12 protein-coding genes are annotated in these 19,873 nt (G+C 73.2%); 10 read left to right on the forward strand and 2 right to left on the reverse strand.

Annotated features, from left to right (window positions below):
* Positions 1 to 92 precede the first annotated feature (92 nt).
* The 4 genes from AB0C76_RS06005 to AB0C76_RS06020 all read left to right on the forward strand — a co-directional run bounded on the left by AB0C76_RS06005 (position 93) and on the right by AB0C76_RS06020 (position 8,370).
* Positions 93 to 602, forward strand: coding sequence for a hypothetical protein (locus AB0C76_RS06005; protein ID WP_359960347.1), 510 nt, complete (start codon positions 93 to 95; stop codon positions 600 to 602).
* A gap of 115 nt (positions 603 to 717) precedes the next feature.
* A complete protein-coding gene (locus AB0C76_RS06010; RefSeq protein WP_359960350.1) occupies positions 718 to 1,374 on the forward strand; it encodes an HAD family hydrolase in 657 nt (218 codons plus the stop codon).
* A 140-nt stretch (positions 1,375 to 1,514) separates the two neighbouring features.
* Positions 1,515 to 3,140: an L-glutamate gamma-semialdehyde dehydrogenase gene (pruA, locus tag AB0C76_RS06015; protein ID WP_359960719.1), complete on the forward strand. Its 1,626-nt coding sequence runs from the start codon at positions 1,515 to 1,517 to the stop codon at positions 3,138 to 3,140.
* Positions 3,141 to 3,423: 283 nt separating this feature from the next.
* On the forward strand, positions 3,424 to 8,370 hold the full coding sequence (locus AB0C76_RS06020) for an NAD-glutamate dehydrogenase (RefSeq protein ID WP_359960352.1): 4,947 nt from the start codon (positions 3,424 to 3,426) through the stop codon (positions 8,368 to 8,370).
* 85 nt (positions 8,371 to 8,455) lie between these two features.
* Here AB0C76_RS06020 and AB0C76_RS06025 read toward each other — a convergent pair whose 3' ends face one another.
* The gene (locus tag AB0C76_RS06025; protein ID WP_359960355.1) at positions 8,456 to 11,293 is read right to left on the reverse strand and encodes an FHA domain-containing protein; all 2,838 of its coding nucleotides are present in this window, start codon (positions 11,291 to 11,293) and stop codon (positions 8,456 to 8,458) included.
* Between the two features lie 382 nt (positions 11,294 to 11,675).
* Between AB0C76_RS06025 and AB0C76_RS06030 the strand changes: the two genes are divergently transcribed.
* From AB0C76_RS06030 to prfB, 3 genes are all read left to right on the forward strand, one after another.
* Positions 11,676 to 13,538 (forward strand): protein kinase, encoded by a 1,863-nt coding sequence (locus AB0C76_RS06030; protein WP_359960358.1) that lies wholly within the window; start codon positions 11,676 to 11,678, stop codon positions 13,536 to 13,538.
* 215 nt (positions 13,539 to 13,753) lie between these two features.
* Entirely contained in the window at positions 13,754 to 15,013 is a 1,260-nt protein-coding gene (locus tag AB0C76_RS06035; protein ID WP_359960361.1) for a serine/threonine-protein kinase, read from the forward strand.
* Between the two features lie 69 nt (positions 15,014 to 15,082).
* Positions 15,083 to 16,198, forward strand: coding sequence for a peptide chain release factor 2 (prfB, locus tag AB0C76_RS06040; RefSeq protein WP_359960363.1), 1,116 nt, complete (start codon positions 15,083 to 15,085; stop codon positions 16,196 to 16,198).
* Between the two features lie 156 nt (positions 16,199 to 16,354).
* Here the strand turns inward: prfB and AB0C76_RS06045 are convergent, their stop codons facing one another.
* Positions 16,355 to 16,549: a hypothetical protein gene (locus tag AB0C76_RS06045; protein WP_359960365.1), complete on the reverse strand. Its 195-nt coding sequence runs from the start codon at positions 16,547 to 16,549 to the stop codon at positions 16,355 to 16,357.
* Positions 16,550 to 16,899: 350 nt separating this feature from the next.
* On the opposite strand from AB0C76_RS06045, the gene ftsE reads away from it, so the two are divergent.
* The 3 genes from ftsE (at position 16,900) to AB0C76_RS06060 (ending at position 19,837) form a co-directional block, all read left to right on the forward strand.
* Positions 16,900 to 17,589, forward strand: coding sequence for a cell division ATP-binding protein FtsE (gene ftsE, locus AB0C76_RS06050; RefSeq protein ID WP_063349173.1), 690 nt, complete (start codon positions 16,900 to 16,902; stop codon positions 17,587 to 17,589).
* 77 nt (positions 17,590 to 17,666) lie between these two features.
* A complete protein-coding gene (gene ftsX, locus AB0C76_RS06055; protein ID WP_329929190.1) occupies positions 17,667 to 18,578 on the forward strand; it encodes a permease-like cell division protein FtsX in 912 nt (303 codons plus the stop codon).
* 113 nt (positions 18,579 to 18,691) lie between these two features.
* Positions 18,692 to 19,837 carry a S41 family peptidase gene (locus AB0C76_RS06060; protein WP_359960367.1) on the forward strand — a complete coding sequence of 382 codons (1,146 nt, stop codon included), beginning with the start codon at positions 18,692 to 18,694 and terminating at the stop codon, positions 19,835 to 19,837.
* Positions 19,838 to 19,873 lie beyond the last annotated feature (36 nt).

The raw sequence follows: 19,873 nt of genomic DNA on the forward strand, positions 1-19,873 counted from the left end.
GACGTGATCACGGCGGGCGCCCGGCGCTTATTCTTGGGGCGCTGGAAGCTGTGCCGCTGGACGAACGCTGGACGAACCGGAGAGTGCCACCGATGCGCGTGTACGTGCCCACCACCCTGACCGGCCTGGCGGCGGCGCACCCGGGCGGCGTCCTGGACCAGTCCGCGGCGTACGCCGTGACCCCCGCGCTGCGCGAGTGGTACGTCAGCGACGACACCGAGGAGTTGGAGTACGCGGCCCTGAACCGGGCCGCGCAGTCCTCGCTGCGGCTGCTGGCGGCCGACCCGGACGCGCCGCGCCGCCGCGTCGTCGTGGCACTGGACGTGGCGGACTCCGCCGTGCGGCCCTTCCCCGGCGACGAGTACCAGGACCAGGCCTCGCTGGGCCGCGTGGTGCTGGCCGGCCCGGTGAAGCTCGCGAAGGCGGCGGCCGTGCACGCGGACGTCGCCGACGACGAGGTGCTCGCGGACGTGACGGCGGCCGTGGCCGCGGTGGCCGCCGCCGACGACGGGGACCAGGACGCCCAGTTCACCGTGGACGGCGCCGAGGACCACGACCTGCTCTGGTTCGCGACCCAGGAGATCCCGGGGCTCCTCGCCTGATCGCCTGATCGCCTGATCGCCTGATCGCCTGATCGCCTGCTCGGCCGGTTCGCGGCCGCCCCCGCGTGAGCTCCGTCCTACCGGGGTGCCGGTGCCCGGAGTTACCGTTCGGACCGTGCGCAATCACATCGTCTGGGACTGGAACGGCACGCTCTTCCACGACATGGAGGCGGTGCTCGGAGCGAGCAACGCCGCTTTCGCGGCCATCGGCGTCGGGCCGATGACCATGCAGGAGTACCGCGAGCAGTACGAGATCCCGATCCCCCGCTTCTACGAGCGCCTGCTCGGCCGCATGCCGTCCCGGGCCGAGTGGCTCCGCCTCGACGACGCCTTCCACGACCGCTACCGCGAGCTGAGCGCGGTCTGCGGCCTGACCGAGGGCGTCCGTGAGCTGCTGTCGGACTGGCAGGAGGCGGGGCACAGCCAGTCCCTGCTGTCGATGTACGCGCACGACAAGCTCGTGCCGCTGGTCGACGCCTTCGGCCTGACCGGCAGCTTCCTGCGCGTGGACGGCCGCAGCGGCCCCTCCGGCGGGCAGAAGGGCGAGCAGCTGGCCCGCCACCTGGCGGCCCTCGGCGAGCGCGTGGACCCCGCCCGTACGGTCCTCATCGGGGACGCCGCGGACGACGCCCTCGCGGCCATCGGCGCGGGTGCGCACGCCGTGCTGTACACCGGCGGCTCGCACACCAGGGAGAAGCTGGAGCCGGTCGGCGTGCCGGTCGTGGACACCCTCGCGGAGGCGGTCGAGCTGGCCGGACGCCTGACGTTCTGAGCTGCGGCGATGCCGCCGTCATGACGGCGGACGTGGCGCGCGCCACGTCCGCCGTTGGCGTGTCTGGAGGGGCGGATCCGCCGGGGGCTGGTCAGGCTGGACTGACATCGGTACAGCAGCAGGACGGAGCCGCCATGCCCATCGACGCAGTGACCCAGGTGCCGGAGCCGGTCAACGAGCCGGTGCGGGCGTACGGGCCGGGCAGCGCCGAGCGGGAGCGCCTGGTGCGGCGGCTGGACGAGCTGGCGGCCGAGCAGGTGCCGCTGCCGATGACGATCGGCGGGGAGCAGCGCTTCGGAGGCGGCGAGCGGATCGACGTCGTCCAGCCGCACCACCACGCCGCCAAGCTGGGCGTGCTCGGCAACGCCACCCGGGAGGACGCCCGCGCGGCGGTGGACGCGGCGCTGGCCGCCGGCCGGGAGTGGCGCTCGCTGTCCTTCGACGACCGCGCGGCGGTGTTCCTGCGCGCCGCCGACCTCCTCGCCGGGCCCTGGCGGGAGACGCTCAACGCGGCCACGATGCTCGGCCAGTCCAAGACCGTGCAGCAGGCGGAGATCGACTCGGCCTGCGAGCTGATCGACTTCTGGCGCTACAACGTCCACTTCGCCCGGCAGGTCCTGGCCGACCAGCCGGTCTCGTCCCCGGGGGTGTGGAACCGCACCGACCACCGCCCGCTGGAGGGTTTCGTCTACGCGATCACGCCGTTCAACTTCACCGCGATCGCGGGGAACCTGCCCACCGCCCCCGCGCTGATGGGCAACACGGTGGTCTGGAAGCCCGCGCCGACCCAGGCGCTGGCCGCCCACCACCTGATGCGGCTGCTGGAGGCGGCCGGCCTGCCGCCCGGGGTGATCAACCTGGTCACCGGCGACGGCCTCCAGGTGTCCCCGGTAGCGCTCGCCGACCCGGCGCTGGCAGGCCTGCACTTCACCGGCTCGACCGCGACCTTCCAGTCGCTGTGGCAGACGATCGGCGCGAACATCGGCAACTACCGGACGTACCCGCGGATCGTCGGCGAGACCGGCGGCAAGGACTTCCTGCTCGCCCACCGCTCCGCCGACCCGGAGATCCTGAAGACGGCGCTGATCCGCGGCGCCTTCGAGTACCAGGGCCAGAAGTGCTCGGCGCTCTCCCGCGCCTACCTGCCGCGCAGCCTCTGGCAGCGGATCAAGGACGACTTCCTGGCCGAGGTCGACGCCCTCGCCGTCGGCGACGTCACCGACCTCTCCAACTTCATGGGCGCGCTGATCGACCGGCGGGCCTTCGAGAAGAACCGGGACGCCATCGAGCGGGCCAGGCGCGACCCCACGATCGAGCTGGTGGCCGGCGGCCAGTACGACGACGCGATCGGCTGGTTCGTCCGGCCCACCGTCCTGGTCTCCTCCGACCACCGGGGCGAGATCTTCCGCACCGAGTACTTCGGCCCGATCCTCGCCGTCCACGTCTACGAGGACTCCCGCTGGGACGACGTGTTCGGCCGGATCGACGCCGCCGCCCCTTACGGCCTGACCGGCGCCGTGATCGCACAGGACCGCTACGCGATCGCCCGGGCGGTGGAGGAACTGCGCTTCACCGCGGGGAACTTCTACATCAACGACAAACCGACCGGCGCGGTGGTCGGCCAGCAGCCCTTCGGCGGCGCCCGCGCCTCCGGCACCAACGACAAGGCGGGCGCCGCCCAGAACCTGCTGCGCTGGACCTCGGCCCGCTCGATCAAGGAGACCTTCGTACCGCCGACGCACCACACCTACCCACATATGGGCTGAAAGCGAACATAGCCTTCCGGTTTGGACATGGTGTCCAGGACGGACCGGTCACCCGGCAGCTTTGCGCCTCCCTGTCCCTGTCCACCTTCGATTGATCCGGTTAGGCTGGCTGGCGTCGTCGGGTGGCTCCGCAGGACGAATCGTCCTACCCATTGCGAAGGCGTTTCATGCGTGCCATGAAGCCTTTTCAGTCGGATGGTGCGGCAGGATTGCGGTAGACCCGTCGGTGTTCATCCACACACGACCGAGTCACGCAACGGCGCGCGACAGGAGCCAAGAAGTCATGCAGACCAAGCTGGACGCAGCCAAGGCCGACCTGCTCAAGAAGGCCGCCGCAGCCGCTGAGAACAGCCAGGTGGGGGGAGCGGCGCCGGGGGAGGGTCTGAGCAACGGCGCTCTTACCGCGTACCTGCACCACTACTACCTCCACACCGCGCCCGAGGACCTGGTCGACCGCGACCCGGTCGACGTCTACGGCGCGGCCGCCTCGCACTACCGCCTGGGCCTCAAGCGCCCCCAGGGCACCGCCGAGGTGCGGGTGCACACCCCCTCGGTCGAGGAGAACGGCTGGTCCTGCGGCCACACCGTGGTCGAGGTCGTCACCGACGACATGCCCTTCCTGGTCGACTCGGTCACCAACGAGCTCTCCCGCCAGGACCGCGCGATCCACATCGTGATCCACCCGCAGCTGGTCGTCCGCCGTGACATCACCGGCAAGCTCCTGGAGATCCTCGACGTCGACGCGTGCGCGCGCAGCCAGGCCGCCGGCACCGAGTGGCCCGCCGACGCGACCGTCGAGTCGTGGATGCACATCGAGATCGACCGCGAGACCGACCGCGAGGACCTGCGCTCGATCGAGTCCAACCTGCGCCGCGTGCTCGGCGACGTCCGCGAGGTCGTCGAGGACTGGACCAAGATGCGCGACAGCGCGCTGCGCCTGGCCGACGAGCTGGCCGAGGAGCCCCCGGCCGGCCTGCCCGAGCAGGAGGTCGGCGAGGCCTGGGAGCTGATGCGCTGGCTCGGCGACGACCACTTCACCTTCCTCGGCTACCGCGAGTACGACCTCGTCGAGCACGAGGGCGAGGAGGTCCTCAAGGCCGTCGCCGGCACCGGCCTCGGCATCCTGCGCGCCGACCCGCACAGCCACGACGACCGCCACCACGCCGTCAGCGAGGCTTTCGGCCGCCTCTCCGCGCCGGTGCGCGCCAAGGCCCACGAGAAGAAGCTGCTCGTCCTCACCAAGGCCAACAGCCGTGCCACCGTGCACCGCCCGGCCTACCTGGACTACGTCGGCGTGAAGAAGTTCAACGCCGCCGGCGAGCCGATCGGCGAGCGCCGCTTCCTCGGTCTGTTCTCCTCCGCCGCGTACACCGAGTCCGTCACCCGGATCCCGGTCGTGCGCCGCAAGGTCCAGGCCGTCCTGGACGGCTCCGGCTTCTCCAGCGAGAGCCACGACGGCCGCGACCTGCTGCAGATCATGGAGACCTTCCCGCGGGACGAGATGTTCCAGACGGCGGCCTCCGAACTGCTCTCGATCGCCACGAGCGTGCTCTACCTGCAGGAGCGCCGCAAGCTGCGCCTCTTCCTGCGCCAGGACGAGTACGGCCGCTACTACTCGGCGTTCATCTACCTGCCGCGCGACCGGTACACCACCCGGATCCGCCTGCTGCTCACCGACATCCTCAAGGAAGAGCTGAACGGCGACGCCATCGACTACACGGTGTACGCCACCGAGTCGGTGCTGACCCGTCTGCACTTCGTCGTCCGGGTGGCCCCCGGCACCGAGCTGCCGCAGCTCACCGACACCGACATCGAGCGGATCGAGAACCGCCTGGCCGAGGCCGCCCGGTTCTGGATGGACGGCTTCCACGACCAGCTGCACACCGAGCTGGGCGAGGAGAAGGCCGCCGAGCTCGGCCACAAGTACGCCAACGCCTTCCCCGACGGCTACCGCGCCGACTTCCCGCCGCGCACCGCCGTCTCCGACATCAAGCAGATCGAGTCGCTGCACGGCGCGGGCGACTTCCGCCTCAACCTGTACCAGCCGGTCGGCGCGGGCGACGACGAGCGCCGCTTCAAGATCTACCGGGTCGGCGGCCCGATCTCGCTCACCGAGGTCCTGCCGGTGCTCCAGCGCCTGGGCGTCGAGGTGCTGGACGAGCACCCGTACGCGCTGCGCCGCTCCGACGGCACCACCGCGTGGGTGTACGACTTCGGCCTGAAGCTGCACGAGGCCACCGGGCTCACCGACGAGGCGCGCGAGCGCTTCCAGGAGACCTTCGCCGCCACCTGGACCGGCCGGGCCGAGAACGACCGCTTCAACGAGCTGGTCCTCACCGCCGGGCTGACCTGGCGCCAGGCGATGATGCTGCGCGCGTACGCCAAGTACCTGCGCCAGGCGGGCTCCACGTTCTCCCAGGACTACATGGAGGACGCGCTCCGCAACAACACCCACAGCACCCGCCTGCTGGTCAACCTGTTCGAGGCCCGGCTGAGCCCGAGCCACCGCTCGGGCGCCCTGGAGCTGACCGAGGGCATCCTGGAGGAGCTGGCCGGCGCGCTCGACGAGGTCGTCTCGCTGGACGAGGACCGCATCCTGCGCTCCTTCCTGCACCTCATCAAGGCCACCCTGCGGACCAACTTCTTCCAGCACGACGGCTCCGGCGAGTGGCACTCCTACGTGTCGATGAAGTTCGACCCGAAGGCCATCCCGGACCTGCCGGCCCCGCGCCCGGCGTTCGAGATCTGGGTCTACTCGCCGCAGGTCGAGGGCGTGCACCTGCGCTTCGGCAAGGTCGCCCGCGGTGGTCTGCGCTGGTCCGACCGGCGCGAGGACTTCCGCACCGAGATCCTCGGCCTGGTCAAGGCGCAGATGGTGAAGAACACCGTCATCGTGCCGGTCGGCGCGAAGGGCGGCTTCGTCGCCAAGCAGCTGCCGGACCCGTCGGTGGACCGCGACGCGTGGCTGGCCGAGGGCGTCTCCTCGTACAAGACGTTCATCTCGGCGCTGCTCGACATCACCGACAACCTGGTCGGCGGCGAGGTCGTCCACCCGGCCGACGTGGTCCGCCACGACGAGGACGACACCTACCTGGTCGTCGCCGCCGACAAGGGCACCGCGACCTTCTCCGACATCGCCAACGGCGTCGCCGAGTCCTACGGCTTCTGGCTGGGCGACGCGTTCGCCTCCGGCGGCTCGGCCGGCTACGACCACAAGGGCATGGGCATCACCGCCCGCGGTGCCTGGGAGTCGGTCAAGCGCAACTTCCGCGAGCTCGGCGTCGACACCCAGGCCGAGGACTTCACCGTCATCGGCATCGGCGACATGTCCGGCGACGTCTTCGGCAACGGCATGCTGCTCAGCGAGCACATCCGGCTGGTCGCGGCCTTCGACCACCGCCACATCTTCCTCGACCCGAACCCGGACGCGGCCGTCTCGTACGCCGAGCGCCGCCGCCTGTTCGACCTTCCGCGCAGCTCGTGGGACGACTACGACAAGTCGCTGATCTCGGCCGGCGGCGGGGTGTTCCCGCGCAGTGCCAAGTCGATCCAGGTCAGCGCCCAGGTCCGGGCCGCGCTCGGCATCAAGGAAGCCCGGCTCACCCCGGCCGAGCTGATGAAGGCGATCCTGCAGGCGCCGGTCGACCTGTTCTGGAACGGCGGCATCGGCACCTACGTCAAGGCCTCGGCCGAGACCAACGCCGAGGTCGGCGACAAGGCCAACGACGCCATCCGCGTCAACGGCGAGCAGGTCCGGGCCCGGGTCATCGGCGAGGGCGGCAACCTCGGCTGCACCCAGCTCGGCCGCATCGAGTACGCGGCGGCCGGCGGCCCGGAGGGCACCGGCGGCTGGATCAACACCGACGCCATCGACAACTCGGCCGGCGTGGACACCTCGGACCACGAGGTCAACATCAAGATCCTGCTCAACGGGGTCGTCGCCGAGGGCGACATGACGGTCAAGCAGCGCAACACCCTGCTGGCCGAGATGACCGACGAGGTCGGCCACCTGGTGCTGCGCAACAACTACGCGCAGAACGTGGTGCTGGCCAACGCCGTCGCCCAGGCGCACAGCATGGTCAACGTCCACTCCCGGATGATCAACCGCTTCGAGGCGGCCGGCCAGCTCGACCGGGCGCTGGAGTTCCTGCCCGCCGAGCGCCTGATCCGCGAGCGCCAGCAGAGCGGCCGCGGTCTCTCGCAGCCCGAGATGTCCGTCCTGCTCGCGTACACCAAGATCACGCTGGCCGAGGAGCTGCTCGCCACCGACCTGCCCGACGACCCGTACTTCCGCACCGCGCTCCACGAGTACTTCCCGAGCGCCCTGCGGGCCAGGTTCGCCGAGGCGATCGACGGCCACGCGCTGCGCCGCGAGATCATCACCACGCTGATCGTCAACGACACGATCAACCGCGGTGGCTGCACCTTCGCCTTCCGCCTGAAGGAGGAGACCGGCGCGACCTACGAGGAGATCGCCCGGACGCACACCGCCGCGCGGGCCGTGTTCGGCCTGGAGGAGATCTGGGGCGAGATCGAGGGCCTGGACAACAAGGTCCCGGCCCGGGTCCAGACCAAGATGCGGCTGCACTCGCGCCGCCTGGTCGAGCGCGCCACCCGGTGGATGCTCAACAACCGCCGTCAGCCGCTGGACATCGCCGCCACGATCGAGTTCTTCCGCGACCGGATCGCCCAGGTCTGGGGCTCGCTGCCCAAGCCGCTGCGCGGCGAGGACCTGGCCTGGTTCGAGTCGATCCACGGCGAGCTCGCCGCGGCGGGCGTGCCGGAGGAGCTGGCCACCCGGATCGCCGGCCTGTCCTCGGTCTTCCCGACCCTGGACATCACCGAGGTCGCGGACCGCTCCGGCAAGGACGTCGCGGACGTCGCCGAGCTCTACTACGACCTCGGCGACCGCCTGCAGATCTCGCACCTGCTGGACCGCATCATCGACCTGCCCCGCACCGACCGCTGGTCGTCGATGGCCCGGGCCGCGATCCGCGAGGACCTCTTCGCGGCGCACGCGGCGCTGACCGCGGACATCCTCGTCTGCGGCCCCGAGGGAGCCACGCCGGAGGAGCGCTACACCGCCTGGGCGGAGCTCAACGGGACGCTGCTGAACCGCGCGAAGAGCACGCTCGACGACATAAGGGGTTCGGACAACTACGAGCTGTCCAGCCTGTCGGTCGCGATGCGCGTCATCCGCACCCTCCTGCGCACCGGTTCGATGCGCTAGGAAGTCGGGACGGCACGAGGGGCGGGGCCCGCGTCTTCGGACGCGGGCCCCGCCCCTCGTCGTGCGTGCTGCGGGACGCCGGCCCTCAGCGGGTCGCCGCGCGCTGGAGTGCGCTGGCGAGGAGCGCCAGGTCCGTCGGGCCGTTGCCGAGTTCGCGGACCGGACGGCGGGCGGGCGGGGCGCCGAGCTGGAGCGGGTCTATCGCGACGACCGTCGGGCGCAGGGTCGCGGTGCGCGGGATGCGTCCGCTGATCCGGGCGGCCTGGAAGGCGCAGACGCCGCCGTCCGGCAGCCGCAGGTAACCGCGGCCCGGGGTGTCCTCGGGGAGGGCGGCGGCGTCGCCCAGGTGGATCAGCAGGTCGGAGTCGGCCGGGTCCTCGGTGCGCAGGGCGATCCGGAGCAGCGCGGCCTCGTCCACCTCGGTGCCGGCGCTGTCCTCGGGCCGGCCGGTGGTGACCGCGAGGTGGACGCCGAGCGGGCCGCCGCGGCGGGCGACGGCGGCGAGCGCGCGGGCCAGCGGGCGGCCGGCCGGGGAGGTGGGGGAGAGCAGTGCGTCGTAGTCGTCGACGACGACGACCAGCCGGGCGGGGACCGGGGCACCCGGGGCGGCGGCGGGCCGGGGGCCGTCGGCGCCGCGCGGCCCGATGATCAGGGGCGCCGGGGGCGCGGCGGCCCCGACGGTGGCGGGCACCGGCACCTGCGGGGTGTCCGCGCCCGTGCCGAGGCCCTGTCGGCCGTCCAGGCCGTGCTGGCCGTCAAGAATTCGGGCGGCGTGCCAGGAGGAGAAGTCGAGGCCGTCGAACAGCCGCTCCCGCAGCGTGAGTTCGTCCTCCAGCGCCTCCGCGGCGAGCAGCGCCTGGCGCGGGTCGGAGGCCGCGTTGACCCGCCCGGTGACGTGCGGGAGCTCGGTGCAGCCGTCCAGCCCGTCCTCGGTGGCCCGGCCCTCGACGATCGTGACGGCCAGCCGCTCGGGCCGCTCGGAGACGGCCAGCGAGGCGACGAGGGTGCGCAGCAGCTCCGTCTTTCCGGAGCCGCGTGCGCCGCCGATCAGCAGGTGCGGGCCGCCCGGGTCGGGCGAGGGGAGGGCCAGTTCGGGATCGGCGAGGTCGAGCGTGCAGAGCTCGTCACGGGTGGTGCCGAGCAGCGCGGTGGCGGCGCCGATGCCGCCGGCGTGGGCGTCCCAGCGGGCGGAGAGCTTGGCGGGGGTGACGGTGTCGAGCTGCAGCAGGTCGAGCAGCCGCAGGGCGTCGGGCAGGGGGCCGCGGGCGGCCGGGGCCGCCTCGCGCAGCGGCGCGAGCACCCGGGCCAGCCGCTCGGCCCAGGCGTCGGAGACGGCGTCCAGCGAGACCTCGTGCAGGGTCTCGCGGCCGCGGGCGACCGGGCGGTCGAGCGAGAGGTGGGTGCCGACCTCGCCGGTGATCAGGGCGGTGGCGCCGACGCCGCGGGGGAGCAGTTCGGGCTGCTCGGCGAGGCAGATCGGGAAGATGCCGACCGCCGGGCCCTGGCGCAGCAGCAGGTCCAGTGCGTGCCGGGCGGCCTCGGTGGCCGGGCGGCCGTCGACCACGACGACGGTGGCGGGGTGGCCGCCGAGCCCGACCGGGCCGCTGAGCCGGGCGGTGAGCTCGGTGAGCCGGGCGGTGGCCTGCTCGTCGTCGAGGCCGAGCAGCAGGCGGCAGTCCTGGCCCTCGACGGGGCGCAGGTGGGGCAGCCAGAGGGCCCAGGCCCAGGTGTCGACGCGGTCCTGCGGGGTGCGGGCGTGGTCGGAGTCGACGACGACGAGGCTCAGGCCGCTCGGCGGGTGCAGGGCGGCGAGCTGGGCGACGACGGCGCGGGTCAGCGCGTCCAAGCGCTCGCGCGGGCCGCTGAGGCCGAGGCTGCCGGCGGTCTGCAGGTCCAGGGTGACCGGGACGGCGGGCAGCGTCGTGCCGGGGGTGGTGCCCGGGCCGCCGGGGCGGTCGGCGGTGCCCAGGCGCAGGGTGAGCGCGTCGGGGTGACCGGGGCCGCGCTCCCAGAGCCGGGGGCCGGGGCCGAGGGCGTTGAGCAGGAGGGTGGCGAGATCGGGCCAGCGTTCGCGCTGGGCGGCGGCCTGGCGGATCCGGACGGCGGCGTGGTGGCGCTCGGCGCTCTCCTGTCCGGGCGGTTCGGCGGTGCGGCCGAGCCGCAGCGAGAGCAGCCCGCGGCCGCGGCCCGCGGCGGGCTCGGGGGCGGCGGGCGGTTCCGCGACGGGCGGCACGGGCCGGACGGGGCCGGGGGCGGCGAGCTGGAGGTGGCCGTGGCCGTCCGGGACGGCGGCGCGGGCGGGCTCGCCGGGCTCGGGGGCGGCGAGCTGGAGGGTGGACTCGCCGATCCGCAGCAGGGCGCCGGGGTCGAGCGGGACGGCCTCCTCCAGCGGGCCGGGCGGGACGATCCGGCCGTCCAGGGTGGTGCCGTTGGTGGACCCGAGGTCGCGGACGGTGACCCGGCCGTCCTCGTCGAGGTGCAGGGACAGGTGCAGCCGGGAGACGTCCGGGTCGTCGAGCGGGACGTCGGCCTCGCCGGAGCGGCCGACCCGGATCTCCCGGCCGTGCAGACGGTGCACGCCGCCGGCGTCGGGGCCGCCGACCACGCGCAGTTCGGCGGCGGCCGTCGCGTCGTCGGGGTCGTCGGCGGTCGGGTCCGGCTCGTTGAGGCTGAGGACGGCGCCGTCGAGCAGCGGAGGATGGCCGAGCAGGGTGTGTTCGTCCACCCGGTGCGCCCCGGCGTAGAGGTGCACGTGGGTGGCGGCCCGGGGCCCGCGCACGCCCACGGCGCCCGCGAGCGCGCCCGCGAGGGCGCCGAGCGCGGTGCCCACGGGCGCGGTGACCAGTACGTCCACGTAGGGGATGGCGGTGCCGGCGGCGGTCGGGCCGCTGCGCGGTCGGAGGACGGTCAGCCGGATCTGCATCTCGCCCGCGGGTCCCTTCTGCTGATGTGAAGCCTGGTACCGCTGCCTCGCGGCTCGGGCGGCCGCTGGGCCACAAGAGTGGCGAGTGTCCATCCTGCCATCCGTCACGGACGGTCCGCGCACGGTACCGGATTTGACGATCTTGCGATGATCGCCATGTTGGAGGTGGCGGAGGGTCAGGTCAACCGGTGCTCCGGCGGTGCCCGTGACCCTTCCCTAGGGGATGTCCCCCAACCGGTCCCCGAGACCGGTCGGACGGCCTGCCGGTCGCCTCCGAAACCCGAACCGTCACCGTTAGAGTGGCCGCAGACAGGGGCCCGGCAGGCTCACCGCACCGGCGGAGGAGCGCCCCGCGCGGGCGGCACGGCGAGGAGTGCGACAGGTGCGGCCAGTCGGCAGCAAGTATGTGCTTGAGGAGACCCTCGGACGGGGGGCCACCGGCACCGTCTGGCGCGGGCGGGTGCGCCCGGACGCCGACGTGCCGGGCGGCGAGCCCGGGCAGGCCGTGGCGATCAAGGTGCTGCGCGAGGAGCTGGCCGCCGACCCGGACGTCGTGATGCGCTTCCTGCGCGAGCGCTCCCTGCTGCTGCGGCTCACCCACCCGAACATCGTCCGGGTGCGCGACCTGGTCGTCGAGGGCGAGCTGCTGGCCCTCGTGATGGACCTCGTCGAGGGCCCCGACCTGGCCCGCTACCTGCGCTCCAACGGTCCGTTCAGCCCGATCGCCGGCGCCCTGCTGATGGCCCAGGTCGCGGACGCGCTCGCGGCCAGCCACGCCGACGGCATCGTCCACCGCGACCTCAAGCCGGCGAACGTCCTGCTCGCCTCCGTCGTGGTGGACGGCACCGAGCAGATGCACCCGATGCTGACCGACTTCGGCATCGCCCGCCTCGCCGACTCCCCGGGCATCACCCGCACCCACGAGTTCGTCGGCACGCCCGCCTACGTCGCCCCGGAGTCCGCCGAGGGCCGCGCCCAGACCTCCGCCGTGGACGTCTACGGCGCCGGGATCATGCTGTACGAGCTGGTCACCGGCCGCCAGCCGTTCCAGGGCGACGGCGCGCTCGCGGTCCTCCAGGCGCACCTGGCCCAGGAGCCGCAGCGGCCCAGCACGATGCCCGAGCCGCTGTGGACGGTGATCGAGCGCTGCCTGCGCAAGGACCCGGCGCAGCGGCCGTCCGCGACCTCGCTGGCGCGGGCGCTGCGCGTGGTGGCGGCGGGCGTCGGCGTGCACGCCTCCCCGGCGGCCGTGGACGCGGCGATCGCGGTCGGCGCGCTGCTGCAGCCCGACCCGCAGCCGGCCTCGGTGCCGGGCACGGCCACGGGCGCGCCGTTCGCGCCCGCGAGCGAGGACCGCACCCAGGTGCTGCCCGCCGGCGGCCCCGGTGCCCCGCAGTTCGACCCGGCCGCGGCGACCCGGGTGATGGGCACCCAGCCGCCGCCCGCGCCCCCGTACGGCGGCGCGGACCGCACGCAGGTGATGCCGCCCACCGCGGTGCCGCCGCCCCCGCCGGGCCCGCCGCAGGAGGAGGCGCCGCACCCGTGGCAGACCCAGCTGCGCGCCGCGCGGGACCGCAACCAGCAGACGCAGGTCGGCTACTTCGGCCCGGAGGACTTCGAGGAGCCGCAGGTCGCCCCGCAGCCCTACCAGGCGAACCCGGGGGGCCGACCGGGTCAGGGCGGTTACCCGGGCCAGGGCGGTCACCCCGGGGCGTACCAGCCCGAGCAGCCCGGTGGCCACCGCCCCGACCAGCGCCGCCAGGGCCCGCCGCCCGGCTACGCCCAGCGCCCGCCGGTGGCGCCGCCGCCCTACCAGGCGACCCAGGGGGGCCAGCCGGGCCAGGGCGGCCGTCCGCAGCCGCCCGGCGGCTACCGGCAGGCCCCGGAGGGCTACGGCCGGTCGCAGGCCGGCTACCCGCCGCCGCCCCCGCCCACCCCGGTGCGCCGGGCCGAGCCGCCCGCGCCGCAGCGCCGGGAGCCCCCGCAGCGCCGCGAGGAGCCGCCGGCTCCGTCGCGCCGCGAGCCGGCCCCGCCGCGCGAGCGGCGCCCGCGCAGCCGCAACCGGATGTACATCCCGGGGCTCGGCTGCCTCAAGGGCTGCCTGATGGTGCTGCTGGTGCTGGCGGTCGCCGCCGTGGCGCTGTGGAACTTCACGCCGCTGCCGCACTACTGGGACAACGTTCAGGGCTGGTACCACACGGCCTACGACTGGGTGACCAACATCTTCGACAGCGCGAAGAACTGACGCCCCGCCGGGGCCGGCCGTCCCCCGGCGGCCGCCCGGACGGCGGGATTGACGCTTTATCGACAATTTCGAAGATTTCTCGCCCGCGAGTGCCGCCCCGGGGCCCTCAGGCGGCCCGCGAGGGGGGTCGGGGCGCGTAGGTTGGTCGGTGTTGTCCCGCCCCACCGAGCGCACCGGACCTTCGGACGCGCTCCCGCGCCGCCCACGGAGCAGCATTGGCACGCAAGATCGGCAGCCGGTACACCGTCCACCAGGTGATCGGCCGGGGTTCGGCCGGGACGGTCTGGCTCGGCGAGGGGCCGGACGGCCCGGTGGCGGTCAAGCTGCTGCGCGAGGACCTGGCCGCCGACCAGGTGCTGGTCGGCCGTTTCGTGCAGGAGCGCGCCGCGCTGACCAGCCTCGACCACCCCCGGGTGGTCGGCGTGCGCGACATGGTCGTGGACGGCAGTGACCTCGCCCTGGTCATGGAGCTCGTGCAGGGCACCGACCTGCGCTCCCGGCTCGAACGCGACGGTGCCCTGCCCCCGCAGACCGCCGCCTCGGTCATCGCCGACGTCGCCGACGGCCTGGCCGCCGCGCACGCGGCCGGCATCGTCCACCGCGACGTCAAGCCGGAGAACGTCCTGCTCGACCTCGCCGCCGCCCCCGGTCCCGGCGGGGCCCCGCGCGCCAAGCTCACCGACTTCGGCGTGGCCCGCCTGGTGGACGCCCCGCGCCGCACGCGGGCCACCCGGATCATCGGCACCCCCGACTACCTCGCCCCCGAGATCATCGAGGGCCTGGAGCCGCGCGCCGCCGTCGACATCTACGCCCTCGCCACCGTGCTCTACGAGCTGCTGGCCGGCTTCACCCCCTTCGGCGGCGGCCACACCGGCGCCGTGCTGCGCCGCCACGTCACCGAGCAGGTGCCGCCGATCCCCGGCCTGCCGGACGGGCTGTGGCGGATCATCTCCGAGTGCCTGGCCAAGGCCCCCGCCTCCCGGCTGCGCGCCGCCGAGCTGGCCGCCCGGCTGCGCGAGCAGCTGCCCGCGCTGGCCGGCCTGCCGGTGCTCGCCATCCCCTCGCAGGGCCGCGCCCCGGCGGAGGAGGCGATCACCCCCGGCGAGGCCGTCTACGCCGAGGTGGACGCCGCCCCCGGCGCCCACAAGCGCCGCCGCGGTCCGGCCGTTCCGCTGGTGCCCGGCGTCGCCCCGGACTCCACCCGGGACACCCACACCAGCCTGCGCCGCCCGTCCGCGGACGAGCTGGCCGCCTACGCCGCCGAGTCCCGCGCCCAGCGCACCGCCCCCGGCGCGGGCCACCGCCGCGACCGCCAGGCCCTGCTGCGCCGGCGCCGGCTGCTCGCCGTCGTGCTGGCCACCGTCCTGCTCCTGGCGGGCGCCGCCGCGGCCTGGACCGCCTTCGCGGCCACCGCCCCGGACCGCGGCCACCCGGCCCGTCCGGCCGTCCACAGCACCGCCCCGCGGGCCCCCTAGGGCCGGTGCCGGGCGGCCGGGGGACCCCGGTGTCGTCATGACCACCCCCGGAACCATTACGCTGGGGGCGTGGCAGCCGTCGATCCTTCCGAAGAGCTCAAGAACCTCGAATCGACCATGGGGTCGATCGAGGCCGTCCTCGACCTGGACAAGATCCGGGCCGACATCGCGGTCCTGGAGGAGGAGGCAGCCGCCCCCACCCTGTGGGACGACGTCGCGAACGCGCAGAAGGTGACCAGCCGGCTCTCCTTCCTCCAGGGCGAACTGCGCCGGGTCGAGGGCCTGCGCAGCCGCATCGACGACCTGGGCGTGCTGTTCGAGCTGGCCGAGGCCGAGGACGACGCGGACACCCGCGCCGAGGCCGAGACCGAGCTCAAGTCGCTCCAGAAGGCCGTCGAGGAGCTGGAGGTCCGCACCCTCCTGTCCGGCGAGTACGACGCCCGCGAGGCGCTGATCAACATCCGGGCCGAGGCCGGTGGCGTCGACGCGGCCGACTTCGCCGAGCAGCTCATGCGCATGTACCTGCGCTGGGCCGAGCGGCACGGGTACCCGACCGAGGTGTACGACACCTCGTACGCCGAAGAGGCCGGCATCAAGTCCGCGACCTTCACCGTCAAGGCGCCGTACGCCTACGGCACGCTCTCGGTCGAGCAGGGCACCCACCGCCTGGTCCGCATCTCGCCGTTCGACAACCAGGGCCGCCGGCAGACCTCCTTCGCCGGCGTCGAGGTGCTCCCGGTCGTCGAGCAGTCCGACCACGTCGACATCGACGAGGGCGACCTGCGCGTGGACGTGTACCGCGCCTCCGGCCCCGGCGGCCAGGGCGTCAACACCACCGACTCCGCGGTGCGCATCACGCACCTCCCGACCGGCATCGTGGTCTCCTGCCAGAACGAGCGCTCGCAGATCCAGAACAAGGCGTCCGCGATGAACGTCCTCCAGGCCAAGCTGCTGGAGCGGCGCCGCCAGGAGGAGAAGGCCGCGATGGACGCCCTCAAGGACAGCGGCAGCTCCTGGGGCAACCAGATGCGCTCCTACGTCCTGCACCCGTACCAGATGGTCAAGGACGTCCGGACCGCGTTCGAGGCCGGCAACCCGCAGGCCGTCCTGGACGGCGACATCGACGGCTTCATCGAGGCCGGCATCCGCTGGCGCAAGCAGCGGGAGACCGCGAACGAGGCGTAAGGATCCCGGCCTCGACGAGGACCGAGCACAGCATCGAGGCCGGCATCCGCCGGCGCGAGCAGCGCGGGAACAGCGCCGAGTAATCGGGCGACGACGCAGAAGGGCCCCCGACCGGGATCGGTCGGGGGCCCTCGCGTTCGTACGTCTCGTCGTGCCTCAGGCCAGCGCCTGCCGGGCGATCAGTGCCACCGCGAGCAGTCCGGCCAGCAGGGCCAGCAGCACCGCGGGGGAGAGCGCGGCGAACGGACCCTGCTGCTCCTGCAGCCGGGCCCGGTTGGCGCGGCAGACCGGGCAACGGCCCTCGCTCACGCGTCCGTTGCAGTTGGCGCACACCAGATGGTCGCAGGTCATGCGATCTCCTCCTCGCTGCTAGAACCAACGCACCGGACGGGGCTTTGGTTCCTTCGCGTGCCCTGTGCGGGGGAGCGGCCGGGCACGGTCGCTCCCTCCACTGTGCCAGGTTCTGACCGTTCCGGCTCCCGGGCTGTGAGATGCCTCGCAATTTTCGGGGCATAAGGGGACATTCTCCCCCAACTTCCGGTAACCGTCCGCTCCGGGCCCTGCGGGCCGGCGGCGGATTCGCGTATGGTCCCAAGCCGGGAGCGGCCCTTTCCGTTCCCTTCGCCCGCCCCCGGACCGGGCCCACAGGGGTGGACCGACCGAGGACTGGCGCCGCCTAGGATGGCCTCCGTGATGCAGCCGTGATCAGATTCGACAACGTCTCCAAGACCTATCCCAAGCAGAACCGTCCCGCCCTGGACAACGTCTCGCTGGAGATCGAGAAGGGTGAGTTCGTCTTCCTGGTCGGCTCGTCCGGCTCGGGCAAGTCCACCTTCCTGCGCCTGTGCCTGCGCGAGGAGCGCCCCTCCACGGGCGAGGTGCACGTCCTCGGCAAGGACCTGGGCAAGCTGTCCAACTGGAAGGTGCCGCACATGCGCCGCCAGCTGGGCACCGTCTTCCAGGACTTCCGCCTGCTGCCCAACAAGACCGTCGCGCAGAACGTCGCCTTCGCCCTCGAAGTGATCGGCAAGCCCAAGAGCGCCATCAACAAGGTGGTGCCCGAGGTGCTGGAGCTGGTCGGCCTCGGCGGCAAGGAGGACCGCATGCCCGGCGAGCTCTCCGGTGGTGAGCAGCAGCGCGTCGCGATCGCCCGCGCGTTCGTGAACCGGCCGATGCTGCTGATCGCGGACGAGCCCACCGGCAACCTCGACCCGCAGAACTCGGTCGGCATCATGAAGCTGCTCGACCGCATCAACCGCACCGGCACCACGGTGCTGATGGCGACCCACGACCAGGCCATCGTCGACCAGATGCGCAAGCGCGTCATCGAGCTCGACAAGGGCCTGCTGGTCCGCGACCAGGCCCGCGGCGTCTACGGATACCAGCACTGATCCACCCCCGCTGAACCGTAGGGCCGCCGGCCCGAGCCCGTCCGACCAGCAGTACCGACCCTGGAGTTGTTACACGCATGCGCGCCCAGTTCGTCCTGTCGGAGATCGGTGTGGGTCTCCGCCGCAACCTGACCATGACCATCGCGGTCGTCGTCAGCGTCGCGCTCTCCCTCGCCCTCGCCGGTTCCTCGCTCCTGGTCCGTGACCAGGTGAACTCCATGAAGGGGTACTGGTACGACAAGGTCGAGGTGAGCATCTACTTCTGCACCAAGTCCGACGCCCGGAACTCGCCGCAGTGCGGGCAGGGCGCGGCCACCGACCAGCAGGTGCAGGACGTCAAGGCCCAGCTGGACAAGATGGACTCGGTGGTCCAGTCGTCGACCTTCGAGAGCTCCGCCGAGGCGTACAAGCACTGGAAGGAGATGAACCCGGACAACCCGCTCATCTCCGTCCTCGGCCCGGACGCCATGCCGCAGTCCTGGCGGGTGAAGCTCAACGACCCGACGAAGTACGACGTCATCCAGAGCGCCTTCGCCGGAAAGCCCGGCGTCAAGTCGGTGGAGGACCAGCGGAAGATCCTGGAGAACCTCTTCGGCCTGCTGAACGGTCTGCAGACGGCGGCCTTCGTCATCATGGTGCTGATGCTGTTCGTCGCGCTGCTGCTGATCGTCAACACCGTCCGGGTGTCGGCGTACAGCAGGCGGCGTGAGACCGGCATCATGCGCCTGGTCGGTGCCTCCAACTTCTACGTCCAGATGCCGTTCATCGCCGAGGCCGCGTTCTCCGCGCTGCTCGGGGCCGTGATGGCCTCCGGACTGCTGCTCGGTGGGCACTTCTTCGTCCAGAACTGGCTGGCCGACCGGGTGCAGTTCATCCACTTCATCGGGCTGAGCTCGGTGCTGGCGGTGATCCCGCTGCTGGTCGTGGTCGGCATGGCGATGGCCGGTGTCGCGGCGTTCTTCACGCTGCGCAAGTACCTCAAGGTCTGATCCTCCGGGCCCCGGACGGCCCCGGACGGCACTGCGCCGTCCGGGGCCGCCGTCGTTCCGCGCTCGGCCGTTCCGGCCCGCGGCGCCGCGCACGGTGTCTACACTCCGATGCCATGCTGGAAACTCCGCGCAGGGCACGTCAGGTGGCCACCCTCAGCCTGGTGTTCGGCGCCGTGCTGCTGGCCGGGGCCGCCACCGGCGCCTGGGGGGACCCCAGCGAGCCGCCGCGCCGTCCGTCCGCGGACGCCGTCCGGCCCGCGTCCGTCGTTCCCGGCGTGACCGCGGACCCGGCCGGCACCGCGCTCTCCGAGCAGCAGGCGGAGCACCTGCTCGGCGCCAGCGGCGACCGCTGGGGGGCGTACTACAGCGCCCAGGAGTACGCGGAGTTCAGCCAGGGCCTGGACGGCCGTTACCTCGGGGTGGGCCTGTCGGTGGGCCGCGGCGAGGACGGCGTCACCGAGGTGTCCCAGGTCGCCCCGGGCGGGCCGGCCGCCGCGGCCGGGATCGCCCCCGGCGACCGGTTGCTGAGGATCGACGCCGACCAGGCCGACCGCCTGCCGGTCACCGAGGTCGTCGCCCGGCTGCGCGGCCGCGACGGCGAGCGCAGGGCCGGCTCCGAGGTCACCGTCGACGTCCGGCGCGGCGACGGCGAGGTGCGCGAACTGCGCTTGCGCCGGGCCGTTCTGGACAGCCAGCAGGTCTCCGCGGAGCACCTGGACAAGGGCGCGCTGCGGATCGTCGTGCGGGCCTTCACCACCGGCGTGGCCGACCAGGTGCGCACCGCGCTGCGCGCCCCGCACACCGGCGTGGTGCTCGATCTGCGCGGCAACTCCGGCGGGTTGGTCGACGAGGCCGTCGCCACCGCCGGAGCCTTCCTGGACGGCGGTGCGGTCGGCTCGTACCAGGAGCGCGGCGACACCAGGGAGTTGACCGCCCCGGCCGGCGGCGACCAGCGCACCCCGCTCGTGGTGCTGGTGGACGGCGGCACGATGAGCGCCGCCGAACTGCTCGCCGGCGCCCTCCAGGACCGCAGCCGAGCCGTCGTGGTGGGCTCGCGGACCTTCGGCAAGGGCACCGTCCAGCAGCCGAGCCGGCTCGCCGACGGGGCCGTGCTGGAGATGACCGTCGGCCGCTACCACACCCCGGCCGGCCGCTCCCTCGACGGCACCGGCCTGACCCCGGACGTCCCCGCGTCCGGCTCCGAGGACGCCGACGCCCTGGCCCTGCGCGTCCTCGCCGGGCTCGGCACCCGCGCCTAAAGGGGCTGCCCCGCCGGCCCCGAAGTGCGAGAATGA

The sequence above is a fragment of the Kitasatospora sp. NPDC048722 genome (assembly GCF_040650235.1).
Classification (GTDB): domain Bacteria; phylum Actinomycetota; class Actinomycetes; order Streptomycetales; family Streptomycetaceae; genus Kitasatospora.

Coding starts and splice junctions, on each gene's coding strand:
- AB0C76_RS06045 (WP_359960365.1), bottom strand. CDS start 16,549: ATGACCTGCGACCATCTGGTGTGCGCCAACTGCAACGGACGCGTGAGC.
- AB0C76_RS06005 (WP_359960347.1), top strand. CDS start 93: ATGCGCGTGTACGTGCCCACCACCCTGACCGGCCTGGCGGCGGCGCAC.
- AB0C76_RS06060 (WP_359960367.1), top strand. CDS start 18,692: ATGCTGGAAACTCCGCGCAGGGCACGTCAGGTGGCCACCCTCAGCCTG.
- ftsX (WP_329929190.1), top strand. CDS start 17,667: ATGCGCGCCCAGTTCGTCCTGTCGGAGATCGGTGTGGGTCTCCGCCGC.
- AB0C76_RS06020 (WP_359960352.1), top strand. CDS start 3,424: ATGCAGACCAAGCTGGACGCAGCCAAGGCCGACCTGCTCAAGAAGGCC.
- AB0C76_RS06025 (WP_359960355.1), bottom strand. CDS start 11,293: ATGCAGATCCGGCTGACCGTCCTCCGACCGCGCAGCGGCCCGACCGCC.